The following is a 12,382-nucleotide window of genomic DNA, read 5'->3' on the forward strand; positions in this document are numbered from 1 at the left end:
GGCGAATAGGCGTCGTCATACTGGATCAAATTGATCTTGCGGCCGTTGATGCCGCCCTGATCGTTGATCATCTTGAAGTAGGCGGCCTGGGTCTTGCCGATATTGGCGTAGACCGAGTAGGCGCCGGAGAACGGCACGGTCTGGCCGATCTTGATCTCGGTGTCGCTCGCGCCGGTGTCGTATTTCTTCTGGGCGAGAGCTTGGCTGGCGGAGAGTGTAAGGGCGAGCGCCGCCGTGGCAGCTAAGAAGGCTCTGCGATGGGTCATGTTGGGTTGTTCCTCCTGACGGAATTTCCGGTCGACGGTCTTTTCCCGTTGATTGCAACGGTCGCCATCGCTGCCGAAGATTGTGGAGGAAGGGCAGCGGCCGCGCAAGGCGCGCGGCGCTGCGCCGAAGCGTCTCAGGCGAGAAGCAAGGCAACCAGCGCGAGCGCCGCCGGCAGCGCCTGCACGATCAGGATCCGCACGCTGACGGTCGCCGCGCCATAGGCGCCGGCCACGATCACGCAGAGCAGGAAGAACACCTTGATCTGGAACGCGAAGGCCGGGTTGCCGTGGAACAGGCCCCAGACCAGGCCGGCAACCAGGAAGCCGTTATAGAGCCCCTGGTTGGCGGCCATCACTTTCGTGATCGCGGCCTTCTCGGGCGAATTGCGGAATATCTTAAGGCCTATCGGCTTTTCCCAGAGGACCATCTCCAGGACCAGGAACAGGACATGCAGCGCGGCGACCAGCGCCACCAGGACATTGGCGATCAGATTCAAGTTGAGCCCCCCAAAAGCGTCAGCTTTCGGGTGGACGGTAGCACATCCGGCGTGGCAAACGCGACGGGTGTGTTTCGACTGCCGGGGTCGCCGCAATGCCCGCTCGCTCAACCAGGATGCCTGAACGCTTCGGCCTCGATCGCCTGGCGACGCCGATCGGGACCGCGCTGCTCGTCACCGATGCCGACGGCAATCTGCGCGCCCTCGACTGGGACGACTACGAGCATCGCATGCGCGATCTGCTGCGCCTGCACTATGGCGCGGTGGAGCTCGGTGACCAGCCTGCGCCGACGCAAATGCGGACTGCGCTGTCGCGCTATTTCGACGGTGATCTCGGCCAGCTCTCGCGCGTTGCATGGCGTGTCGCCGGCACGCCTTTCCAGCAGAAGGTCTGGACCGCGCTGGCGCACATCCCGGCCGGCACGACGATGAGCTATGGCGCAATGGCGGCACGGATCGAGATGCCCCGGGCCATTCGCGCCGTCGGCCATGCCAACGGCTCCAACCCGATCAGCGTGGTGCTGCCGTGTCACCGCCTGATCGGCGCGGACGGCTCGCTGGTGAAGTACGGCGGCGGGCTGGAGCGCAAGCGCTGGCTGCTGCGGCACGAGGGCGTCGAGGTCCGAGAGCCCGTTCGCGAAAGTGCGAAGGATTGATTCCGAAGCCGTCAGACTTTCGACGTCATCACTTTCTGCACGATTGTCCAGGACCCGTTCACCTTCAGGCATGACAACAGGTCCGTGACGGAGCGCGGCGGAATCTGCAAAGTCACCTTCAGGAGCGCGAGCTCTCTTTCAACGTCGATCGACAGGATCCGGTCATCCCGCTCGAAGCCCTGCTGCTTCGGAGCCTTGATGTTGTGGACTGCTGCGAGCCAAGTCGCAATCGGCGTCACGTTCACGGCGCCGTCCTCGGCGACCTTTGTCACGGAACTCGAGGGGTGAAATATGGATGCAAATTTGTCGGCATCCATTTCATAGGCCGCATCGAAATAGGTTTGCGCGAGGGAGCGCAAGGCTGAAGCGTCCGTATCCATTGTCATCCTCAAAGCTGTTGCTTGCGCAAATCCCTACGGCAAGCCGGCTTATGAGACTAGACGCCTTGAATGGCACAGGCTCATGAGCGATATTCATGAACGATGACAAACGACATGAACGAGCTCGCGACATTTGCGGTCGTGGCCAGCGAACGAAGCTTTACGCGCGCTGCGATAAAGCTGGGCGTCTCTCAGTCTGCCCTGAGCCACACGATCCGGCGGCTGGAGCAGCGCCTCGAACTGCAACTGCTCGCCCGAACAACCAAGAGCGTTGCACCGACCGCTGCCGGGGCGGCTCTCCTGGCGGACTTGTCTCCGGCGCTCGAGCAGATTCGCTATGCCCTCGACAAGGCTCGAAGCGTTCGACACCAGCCCCAAGGCCGCCTTCGAATCGTCATGTCACGGTCGGCTGCCGTGATGGTGTTGTTGCCGCGGCTCAAAGCTTTTGCCGAGGCCTACCCTGACATCGTTCTGGACGTTGTCACCGTCACCGGCCCCGTCGACCTCGTCGCAGGCGAGTTCGATGCGGGCATTCAGCTTGGCGAGTACATTCAGAAGGACATGATCGCGGTTCGCGTCACGCCCGAACTGCGATTGGCGGTGGTGGGATCGCCGCGCTATTTCGCGACACGAGGCATCCCCGAGAAGCCAAAGGACCTTAGCGATCATCGGTGTATCACCCTGCGTCTTGCGGGTGGTCCCTATCGGTGGGAGTTCGAGCAGGGACGAAAGTCGGTCACGATCAATGTGAACGGTCCGCTGATCATTGACGATACCCACCTGGTGATTCAGGCGGCGCTCGCTGGAATTGGTGTTGGCCTCGCCTACGAAGACCAGGTCGCCGGATATATTGCGAAGGGCCGCCTCGTCAGGGTGCTGGAGGATTGGACGCCGCCGATCCCCGGCTTCTACATGTATTATCCCAGTCGTCAGCATCAGCCAGCCGCGCTGTCAGCGCTGGTGAACGCGCTGCGATACTCCGAACGAAAGTCGGCGCGATGAGGCCGGGACGGCGAAAGAAAGTCACGCCGCCGGTTGAACCGCCTTGTCGCCGGCCATCACGTGGGTCAGCGCGCTCTTGATCGCGGATTGCCGCGTCGGCGCGTTGATTTGGGCGCCGAGGAGATCGGTGACGTAGAACACGTCGCGGGCGCGCTCGCCGAAGGTCGCGACATGGGCTGACGCAATGTTGAGATTGAGCTTCGAGATCGCGGTGGTCAGCTCGTAGAGCAGGCCGGGGCGGTCGAGGCCGGAGACCTCGATCACCGTGTAGCGGTCGGACCATTGGTTGTTGATGGTCACCTCCGGCTCGATCACGAAGGGCCGCGCCTTGCTGCGCACGGTGCGACGCGCCACCACCTCGGGCAGGCGCAGCTTGCCCTCCAGCACGTCCTCGATCATCTCGCCGATGCGCGTGGCGCGGCGGCCCTCGTCCTCGTCGCGGTCATATTCCCGGGAGATGGAGATGGTGTCGAGCGCGCGGCCGTCGGTCGTGGTGTAGATCTGCGCGTCGACGATGTTGGCGCCGGCCGAGGCGCAGGCGCCCGCGATGATCGAGAGCAGCCAGGGATGGTCGGCCGCGAAGATCGTCAGCTCGGTCACGCCGCGCACCTCGTCGAAGCCGACATTGATCGCGAGCTTGTGGCCGGCCTGCTCGCTGGAGCGGACGAAGCGGGCATGGCGGATTTTTCGCGGCAGCTCGACCTTGAGCCAGTAGGCCGGATAGTGCCGGCCGATATAGGCGTCGAGCTCGTCTGCCGGCCACTCGGCGAAGGCGTTGCGGAATTCCGCATAGGCGGCCGTGAGGCGCTTGCCGCGATCGACTTCCGAGAAGCCGCCGGTGAGCACCGGCTCGGTCTCGTAATACAGCGAGCGCAGGAGCTGCGCCTTCCAGCCGTTCCACACGCCCGGGCCGACGCCGCGGATATCGGCGGTGGTGAGGATCGTCAGCAGCTTCATCTGCTCGACCGATTGCACCACGGCGGCAAAATTCTCGATGGTCTTGCGATCCGACAGGTCGCGCGATTGGGCGACCGTGGACATCGTCAGATGCTCCTCGATCAGCCAGGCCACCAGCTCGGTGTCGGCCGCGCTGAATCCGAGACGCGGGCACAGTCGCCGCGCCACCTTGGCGCCGGCGATCGAGTGGTCCTCGGGCCGGCCCTTGGCGATGTCGTGCAGCAGGGTCGTGATGTAGATCACCGCACGATGCTCGGGACGTGTTTTGCGCATCAGGTCGCTGGCGAGCGCGAACTCCTCGATGCCGCCGCGCTCGATGTCCTGGAGGAAGCCGACGCAGCGGATCAGGTGCTCGTCCACGGTGTAGTGATGATACATGTTGAACTGCATCATCGAGACGATCTTGCCGAAGGCGCGGATGAAATGACCGAGCACGCCGGTCTCGTTCATCCGCCGCAGCACGATCTCGGCGTTGTCGGAGGTCAGGATCTCCATGAACAGCCGGTTCGCTTCCGGATTCTCGCGCATCTGCGCGTTGATCAGGCCGAGCGAGCGCGTCACGTCACGCATCGCATCCGGATGGAAGGCGAGGTTGTTCTTCTGCGCCAGGCGGAAGATGCGGATCAGATTGACCGGATCGTGCTTGAAGACGTCGGGCGCGGCGACGTTGATGCGGTTGTTGTCGACGATGAAATCGTCGCTGTCGGGCACGCGCCGCTTCACCTGGGTCGGGCGCAGCCGCGCCATCATCCGGCTCAGCACCGGCGCGGGCTTGGCCTGCTGGTCCTCGAGCTTGGCGCAGAGGATGGCGGTGAGGTTGCCGACTTCCTTGGCGACAAGGAAGTAGTGCTTCATGAAGCGCTCGACGTCCTGCATGCCGGGATGCGAGGTGTAGCCGAGCCGCACGGCAATCTCGCGCTGGAGATCGAAGGAGAGGCGCTCCTCGGCGCGGCCCGAGTAGAAATGCAGGTTGCACCGCACCGACCAGAGGAAGTCGGCGCAGCGGCGGAAGCTGCGATATTCCTGCGCGTCAAACACGCCGCGCTCGACCAGCTCGTCGGTGTCGCGGACGCGGTAGACGTATTTCGCGATCCAGAACAGCGTGTGCAGGTCGCGCAGCGCGCCCTTGCCGTCCTTGACGTTGGGCTCGACCAGATAGCGCGACTGGCCGCCGCGGCGATGCCGCTCCTCGCGCTCGGCGAGCTTTGCGGTGACGAATTCGGACGCGGTGCCCTGCACCACTTCCTTGTCGAAGCGCTCGACCAGCTCGTCATAGAGCGGCTGGTCGCCGGTGAGGAAGCGCGTCTCCAGGATCGCGGTGCGGATGGTCATGTCGCCGCGCGCCTGCCGGATCGACTCGTCGACCGAGCGCGTGGCGTGGCCGACCTTCAGCCCCATGTCCCAGAGGCAATAGAGGATGGCTTCGGCGACCTGCTCGCCCCAGGCGGTCTGCTTGTAGGGCAGGATGAACAAGAGATCGATGTCGGACTCCGGCGCCATCAGGCCGCGGCCATAGCCGCCGGTCGCCACCACCGCCATGCGCTCGGCACCGCTCGGGATCGGCGAGCGGTAGAGATGGCGGGTCGCGGCGGAATAGAGAATGCGGATGATCTCGTCCTGCACGTGGCACAGCCGCTCGGCGCAGCGGCGGCCGTGACGGTCCTTGAGCAGGATCGCCTGCGCCGCCGCGCGTGCCGCGATCAGCTCGGCCTTGAGCAATTGCGCCATGGCGGTGCGGAACGCGTCCTCGCGTCCCTGGTGCTTTTCAGCAAGTGCATCGACCGCGGCGGTGATCCGCGCGGTGTCGAAGCGGTCGTCCACCTCGGCCTTATGTTCAGTCGCGACGCTGTCCATGTCTCACCGGATATAAGAGGTGACAGGCGCTGTCACCCGTCATTCACAGGCAATAGTCGTTCCGTGCTGGAAAAGGCCGGCTTCGGGCAAATCTGTTCTCGGCCGGCGGCCTTTCAAGGGGCGGATTTTCTCGTTGACCTCTAGATATAACTCATTGAAAAACAATGAAGTTTCGGAGGAGGCTGGGCATGACCAGGATTACACGACGCATTCTGCTGGCGGGCGCGATGACGCTTGCCTTGATCCCCGCGGCACAGGCCGCCGATCCGCTCAAGGAAATCCGCATCGACTGGGCCACCTACAACCCGGTGTCGATGGTCCTGAAGCAGAAGGGGCTGTTGGAGAAGGAGTTCGCCAAGGACGGCATCACCGTCACCTGGGTGCAGTCGGCCGGCTCGAACAAGGCGCTCGAATTCCTCAATGCCGGCTCGATCGATTTCGGCTCGACCGCCGGCTCGGCCGCGCTGGTGGCGAAGATCAACGGCAACCCGATCAAGTCGATCTATGTCTATTCGCGCCCGGAATGGACCGCGCTGGTCACGGGCAAGGATTCCAAGATCGCTGGCGTTGCCGACCTCAAGGGCAAGCGCGTCGCGGTGACGCGCGGCACCGATCCGCACATCTTCCTGGTGCGCGCGCTGCTTGGTGCCGGCCTGACTGAAAAGGACATCACGCCGGTGCTGCTGCAGCATGCCGACGGTAAGACCGCGCTGATCCGCGGCGACGTCGATGCCTGGGCCGGCCTCGATCCCATGATGGCGCAGGCCGAGGTCGAGGAAGGCGCGAAGCTGTTCTATCGCAAGGCCGATGCCAACACCTGGGGCATCCTCAATGTGCGCGAGCAGTTCCTGAAGGACTATCCGGACGCGGCCCGCCGCGTGCTCGCGGTGTATGAGGACGCGCGCAAATATTCGCTGGCGAATTACGACGAGCTGAAGAAGACCTTCATCGCGGTGACCAAGCTGCCCGAGGCGGTGGTGGACAAGCAGCTCAGGGAGCGCACCGAGCTCACTCACAGCCGCATCGGCGCACCGCAGCGCGAGTCGATCCTCGCCGCCGGCCTCGCGCTCCAGCAAGCCGGCGTCGTCGACGCCAAGGTCGACGTGAAGGCAACGCTGGATGCGCTGATCGACGACCAGGTCCCGCTGCCGACGAATTGATGGTCTTAACCCTCCCCCCGTGCGGGGGAGGGTGGCTTCGCGGAACGCGAAGCCGGGTGAGGGGTATCTCTCCTCACAAATAGTCGTGCGAACGGAACGAACCCCTCATCCGGCGCTTTGCGCCACCTTCTCCCGCAAGGGGAGAAGGAAGAAAGCCGGCCGGAGCCGCGGCAAGAGTAGTGTTGCATTCCCGCCCCAGACGCGCTTCCTACCGGCCATGATCTCCGACGCGCCAGTCCTGCAACAGACCTCGGAACCCGCCGAAAGCGCCGCCGCACCGTCACGGCTGTCGCGCTATGCGCGGCCGATGCTGGGCGTGCTGCTGCCGCTGACGCTCGCGCTCGGCTGGGAGCTGGTGGTGTGGTCCGGCTGGTCCAATGGACGCCTAGTGCCGCCGCCCTCGCGCGTGTTTGCCACCATCACCGAGCTCGCCCGCTCCGGCGAGCTGGTCCGCCACATCGCAGCGACGCTGTGGCGCGTCGGGCTCGGCTTCGCCTTCGGCGTGGTCGCGGGTACGCTGCTTGGTGCCATCTCCGGCTATTGGTCGCTGGCGCGGCGGCTGCTCGACCCGACCGTGCAGGCCTTGCGCGCGATTCCGTCGCTGGCCTGGGTGCCGCTGTTCATCCTCTGGCTCGGCATCTTCGAGACCTCGAAGATCGCGCTGATCGCGGTCGGCGTGTTCTTTCCGGTCTATCTCGGCGTGATGGGCGCGATCCTCTCCGTCGACCGCAAGATCGTCGAGGTCGGCCGCACCTTCCGCCTTTCCGGCTTCGCGATGATCCGCCGCATCCTGCTGCCGGCGGTGCTGCCGGCCTATGTCGTGTCCTTGCGCGTCGGCCTCGGTCTCGGCTGGATGTTCGTGGTGGCGGCCGAGCTGATCGGCGCCTCCGAAGGCCTCGGCTATCTCCTGCTCGACGGCCAGCAGCTCGGCAAGCCCGCGCAGATCCTCGCCGCCATCGTGATCTTCGCCATCCTCGGCAAGCTCACCGACTGGCTGATCGAGGTCGCGGCCGCGCCGTTCCTGCGCTGGCAGGACGCCTTTGGCCGCGCGAGGGGAACGTAACGCGATGCTGGCGCTCGACCGGGTCAGCAAGACCTATCCCAATGGCGTCGAGGCGCTGGCGCGCTTCTCCGCACAGATCAGGCAGGGCGAGATCATCGCCATCATCGGCGGCTCCGGCTGCGGCAAGTCGACATTGCTGCGCGCCATCGCCGGCCTCGATCGCGCCAGCTCGGGCACCGTGACGCTCGACAGCGAGGCGATCGCCTCGCCGCATGCCAAGATCGGCATCATCTTCCAGGAGCCGCGGCTGCTGCCCTGGCTCAGCGTCGCCGACAATATCGGTTTTGGGCTCGCCGATCTGCCCGCCGCCGAGCGGCGCGAGAAGGTGGCGCGTGCGCTCGCCCGCGTCGGCCTTTCCGACAAGGCGCAGGCCTGGCCGCGTGAGCTCTCCGGCGGACAGGCGCAGCGCGTTGCGATCGCACGCGCGCTGGTGCCGCAGCCCGAGGTGCTGCTGCTCGACGAGCCGTTCTCCGCGCTCGATGCCTTCACCCGCCGCGACCTGCAGGATCATCTGCTCGACCTCTGGGCCGACACGCGTCCGACCTTGATCCTCGTCACGCATGACGTCGACGAAGCCGTGGTGCTGGCCGATCGCGTGCTGGTGATGCGGCCGCGGCCGGGCCGGCTGTTCGACCAGATCGAGATCAATCTGGGACGGCCGCGCGACCGCAATTCGCCGCTGTTCGAGAATTTCAAACGAAGTGTGCTGACGTCACTCGACCGTTCGCTCGACCGCAACGTCCCCGACCGTGACGCAACCCAGGGTCCCGGTCAGGCCATGTGGTGGTGACAATTTCTCCCCGAGCCGGTACATCGGGGAGCAATTTTTCCGGGAGAGAACAATGGACGCCGCCGAACTGCGCCAGATGCAGGCCCCGATCAAGGAACGCTACAAGACCGATCCCAAGACCGCGATGATCACGCTGAAGGCCAAGGGTTCCACCGACAGCGAAGGCATCGCCTGCAAGGTCGAGACCGGCCGCGCCATCGCGATGGCTGGCCTGCATCCCGCCACCGGCGGCTCCGGCCTCGAGCTCTGCTCCGGCGACATGCTGCTGGAGGCGCTGGTCGCCTGCGCCGGCGTCACGCTGAAATCGGTCGCGACCGCGATCGAGGTGCCGCTCAAGACCGGCAATGTCTACGCCGAGGGCGACCTCGATTTCCGCGGCACGCTCGGCGTCGACAAGGAGACCCCGGTCGGCTTTGCCGAGATCCGTCTCCGCTTCGAGGTCGATACGCCCGCGCCACAGGACAAGCTCGATCTCCTGCTCAAGCTCACCGAGCGCTATTGCGTGGTCTACCAGACCATCAAGAACGGCCCGAAGGTTTCGGTGTCGATGCAGCGGATGTGAGAGAAGCGGAAGACGCTGCGCCACAATTGGTGTCGTCCCGGGGCGCGCCGCTTGGCGCGAGCCGGGGACCCATAACCCCAAGGCCGTCGTGATTACGGACGGTCGTAGCTCCAGCAAACGACCCACCACAGCCCTTGATTATGGATTCCGGGCTCGCGCTTCGCGCGCCCCGGAATGACAGACAGAATATTTCGCCTTCCATCCGGATGGGTGCTTCGCCCGTCCGGGACGACAGAACAAAAATGTCCCTCGACCTCCACCTCATCCTCTTCCTGCTCCTGCGCATGGCGATCGCGGCGGCGTTCGTGGTGTCGGCGTCGGTCATCACCGAACGTTCGGGGCCGGTGATCGGCGCGTTGGTGGCAACCCTGCCGGTGTCGGCCGGTCCCTCCTACGTCTTCCTCGCGATCGACCATGACGCGTCCTTCATCGCGCAGGGCGCATTGGCGAGCCTGCCGGTGAATGCGGCGACGATCTTCATGGGCCTCGTCTATGTCGTGCTGGCGCAGCGGCAGAGCTTCGCCGTGAGTGTCGCCAGCGCGGTCGGGGTCTGGATCGTGCTGGCCTCGATCATCCGATTGTTCGACTGGACCCTTGCCGCCGGGCTCGCCGTCAACGCGGTCGCCTTCGGCATCTGCATCCCGCTGCTGGCCAAGTACCGTCACGTGAAAATGCCGCTGGTGACGCGCCGCTGGTATGACATTCCGTTCCGCGCGGCGCTGGTGGCAACGCTGGTTGCGATCGTGGTGTCGACCTCGGGCTGGGTCGGTCCGCGTGTCTCCGGCTTGATCGCGCTCTACCCGATCGTGTTCACCAGCATGATGATCATCCTGCACCCGCGCATCGGCGGCCCGCCGACCGCCGCCGTGCTGGCCAATTCCGCCTGGGGCCTGCTCGGATTCGGCATGGCGATTGCCGTGATGCACGTCGCCGTTGTGCAGTTCGGCTCGGCCGCCGGTTTGATGCTTGCACTCTGCACCTGCGTCACCTGGAATCTGACGCTGTGGTGGCGCGGCCGGCGTGCGATGCAGCGGGTGCGAAAAGAGCCGTGAGACACGGTCGCGCGCGACATGGCGTCGCGAGAATCCATTATGCCAGCTCAATCCATGCCGATGGATTCACGCGGTCTCTGCGCAAGCCGTTGAATGAGAAGTATCATTTCAAAAATTGCTATTTTTTCCCGGTTTTTGCGCTGTTGTTGATCGTCCGGACGGGTGATTCACCGGCCGCCGGATTCCGACATTTCTATTAGAACTTTGTTCGAGCTTTTCACGTACGAATCGGATTGCAGACCGCGCAAATCGGCGCGGCTCATTTTCAAGCGAACGGCTCGCGGAGATACGGCGACGCTGCCGCGCGGTCCCTTTCCCTGTTCCGACGGGCGCGTCCCCATCGGCGATATTTCGAGATGGAGATTGTTTGATGTTTGGTCGCAAGTCCCACGGTCATGCGGAAGCACAACTCGCCGCCATCGGCCGTTCGCAGGCGATGATCGAATTCAAACTCGATGGGACGATCATCACGGCCAACAAGAACTTCCTCGATGCCCTCGGCTATCGGCTCGACGAAATCCAGGGCAAGCATCACTCCATGTTCGTGCCGGCCGACCAGCGCGACAACGCCGAGTACAAGGCGTTCTGGGCCGCGCTGAACCGTGGCGAGTATCAGGCGCGCGAGTTCAGGCGGATCGCGAAGGGCGGCCGCGAGGTCTGGATCGAAGCATCCTACAATCCGGTGCTCGACGGCGAGGGCAAGGCGGTGATGGTCGCCAAGATTGCGACCGACATCACCGAGAAGAAGATCCGAAGCATGACGGATGCCTCGAAGATCGCCGCCAGCAGCCGCGCCCAGGCCGTGATCGAGTTCAAGCTCGACGGCACTGTCGTCGCCGCCAACGAGAATTTCTGCAAGGCGCTCGGCTATTCGCTCGCCGAGATCGAGGGCAGGCATCACAGCCTGTTCGTGGAACAGGCCGAGCGCGACAGCGCGGCCTATCGCGAGTTCTGGGCCAGGCTCAATCGCGGCGAATACCAGGCCGGCGAGTTCAAGCGCATCGGCAAGGGCGGCCGCGAGGTCTGGATCCTCGCCTCCTACAATCCGCTGTTCGACGAGAACGGCAAGCCGTTCGGCGTCGTCAAATACGCAACCGACGTGACCGCCGAGAAGCTGAAGAACGCCAATCTCTCCGGTCAGATCTCGGCGATCGACAAGGCGCAGGCCGTGATCGAGTTCAACATGGACGGCACGATCATCACCGCCAACGCCAACTTCCTTGCGACGCTCGGCTATTCGCTGGCCGAGATCCAGGGCAAGCATCACAGCATGTTCGTCGAGCCCGGCGAGCGCGACGGCGCCGCCTATCGCGAGTTCTGGGCTGCGCTCGGCCGCGGCCAGTACCAGGCGGCCGAATACAAGCGCATCGGCAAGGGCGGCAGGGAGGTCTATATCCAGGCCTCCTACAACCCGATCCTCGATCTCAACGGCAAGCCGTTCAAGGTGGTGAAATACGCCACCGACACCACGCGCCAGGTGCTGGTCCGCATGGGCAACGAGCGCGTCCGCGGCATGATGGAATCGGTCGCGGCCGGCTCCGAGGAGCTCAACGCCTCGGTGCGGGAGATTTCCGAGGCGATGACCAAATCGCGCGAAACCGCGATGGGCGCGGTCGAGCAGGTCGCCTCCGCCGACGCGCAGGCCCAGCGCCTCACCGAGGCCGCGCAGGCGATGACCGGCATCGTCGAGATGATCAACAGCATCACCGGGCAGATCAACCTGCTCGCGCTCAACGCCACGATCGAATCCGCCCGCGCCGGCGAGGCCGGCCGCGGCTTCGCGGTGGTCGCCTCCGAGGTGAAAAGCCTCGCCAACCAGGCCAAGCAGGCGACCGACAAGATCGGCCAGGAGATCGGCAGCCTCAACGGCATCTCCGCCGACGTCGTCAACGCGCTGGGCTCGATCAAGCAGGCGATCAGCAATGTCAGCGAATACGTGACGTCGACGGCGGCTGCCGTCGAGGAGCAGAGCACGGTCACCAACGAGATGTCGACCAGCATGCAGCGCGCCGCCGCGGAAGCCGCGGCGATCGCGGCGCGGGCCTAGCTGAGTGCTAGAACGCGTAGGGTGGGTTAGCGAAGCGTAACCCACCTCGTTGGTTTCTGCGGCGACAGAAGCGGTGAGTTACGCCTTCGGCTAACC

Annotated in this window: 12 protein-coding genes; 8 read left to right on the forward strand and 4 right to left on the reverse strand. The window is 64.6% G+C overall.

Going from position 1 to position 12,382, the window contains the following annotated elements; translation table 11 throughout:
• Together JQ617_RS37240 and JQ617_RS37245 are read right to left on the reverse strand one after the other, a co-directional pair.
• Nucleotides 1–266 (reverse strand): ABC transporter substrate-binding protein (locus JQ617_RS37240; RefSeq protein ID WP_212030691.1); only part of this gene is annotated, 266 nt, incomplete at its 3' end.
• A gap of 134 nt (nt 267–400) precedes the next feature.
• Nucleotides 401–757, reverse strand: coding sequence for a DUF1304 domain-containing protein (locus tag JQ617_RS37245; RefSeq protein WP_212030798.1), 357 nt, complete (start codon nt 755–757; stop codon nt 401–403).
• A 101-nt stretch (nt 758–858) separates the two neighbouring features.
• Here JQ617_RS37245 and JQ617_RS37250 point away from each other — a divergent pair, with 101 nt between their 5' ends.
• Nucleotides 859–1,419: a methylated-DNA--[protein]-cysteine S-methyltransferase gene (locus JQ617_RS37250; protein ID WP_212030692.1), complete on the forward strand. Its 561-nt coding sequence runs from the start codon at nt 859–861 to the stop codon at nt 1,417–1,419.
• An 11-nt stretch (nt 1,420–1,430) separates the two neighbouring features.
• Here JQ617_RS37250 and JQ617_RS37255 read toward each other — a convergent pair whose 3' ends face one another.
• Nucleotides 1,431–1,799: a nuclear transport factor 2 family protein gene (locus JQ617_RS37255; protein ID WP_249157831.1), complete on the reverse strand. Its 369-nt coding sequence runs from the start codon at nt 1,797–1,799 to the stop codon at nt 1,431–1,433.
• A 114-nt stretch (nt 1,800–1,913) separates the two neighbouring features.
• On the opposite strand from JQ617_RS37255, the gene JQ617_RS37260 reads away from it, so the two are divergent.
• A complete protein-coding gene (locus JQ617_RS37260; protein ID WP_249157832.1) occupies nt 1,914–2,801 on the forward strand; it encodes a LysR family transcriptional regulator in 888 nt (295 codons plus the stop codon).
• Between the two features lie 21 nt (nt 2,802–2,822).
• Here the strand turns inward: JQ617_RS37260 and JQ617_RS37265 are convergent, their stop codons facing one another.
• Entirely contained in the window at nt 2,823–5,612 is a 2,790-nt protein-coding gene (locus tag JQ617_RS37265; protein WP_212030695.1) for a [protein-PII] uridylyltransferase, read from the reverse strand.
• Between the two features lie 188 nt (nt 5,613–5,800).
• Here JQ617_RS37265 and JQ617_RS37270 point away from each other — a divergent pair, with 188 nt between their 5' ends.
• From JQ617_RS37270 to JQ617_RS37295, 6 genes are all read left to right on the forward strand, one after another.
• Nucleotides 5,801–6,772, forward strand: a complete 972-nt coding sequence (locus JQ617_RS37270; protein WP_212030696.1) for an aliphatic sulfonate ABC transporter substrate-binding protein — start codon at nt 5,801–5,803, stop codon at nt 6,770–6,772.
• 217 nt (nt 6,773–6,989) lie between these two features.
• A complete protein-coding gene (locus JQ617_RS37275) occupies nt 6,990–7,835 on the forward strand; it encodes an ABC transporter permease (RefSeq protein ID WP_212030697.1) in 846 nt (281 codons plus the stop codon).
• Between the two features lie 4 nt (nt 7,836–7,839).
• The gene (locus JQ617_RS37280) at nt 7,840–8,625 is read left to right on the forward strand and encodes an ABC transporter ATP-binding protein (protein ID WP_212030698.1); all 786 of its coding nucleotides are present in this window, start codon (nt 7,840–7,842) and stop codon (nt 8,623–8,625) included.
• A gap of 52 nt (nt 8,626–8,677) precedes the next feature.
• Nucleotides 8,678–9,187, forward strand: a complete 510-nt coding sequence (locus tag JQ617_RS37285; RefSeq protein WP_063686102.1) for an OsmC family protein — start codon at nt 8,678–8,680, stop codon at nt 9,185–9,187.
• Between the two features lie 242 nt (nt 9,188–9,429).
• Nucleotides 9,430–10,239 carry a hypothetical protein gene (locus JQ617_RS37290; RefSeq protein WP_212030699.1) on the forward strand — a complete coding sequence of 270 codons (810 nt, stop codon included), beginning with the start codon at nt 9,430–9,432 and terminating at the stop codon, nt 10,237–10,239.
• A 370-nt stretch (nt 10,240–10,609) separates the two neighbouring features.
• Entirely contained in the window at nt 10,610–12,286 is a 1,677-nt protein-coding gene (locus JQ617_RS37295) for a methyl-accepting chemotaxis protein (RefSeq protein WP_212030700.1), read from the forward strand.
• Nucleotides 12,287–12,382 lie beyond the last annotated feature (96 nt).

The sequence above is a fragment of the Bradyrhizobium sp. KB893862 SZCCT0404 genome (genome assembly GCF_018130885.1).
GTDB classification, from domain to species: Bacteria; Pseudomonadota; Alphaproteobacteria; order Rhizobiales; family Xanthobacteraceae; genus Bradyrhizobium; species Bradyrhizobium stylosanthis.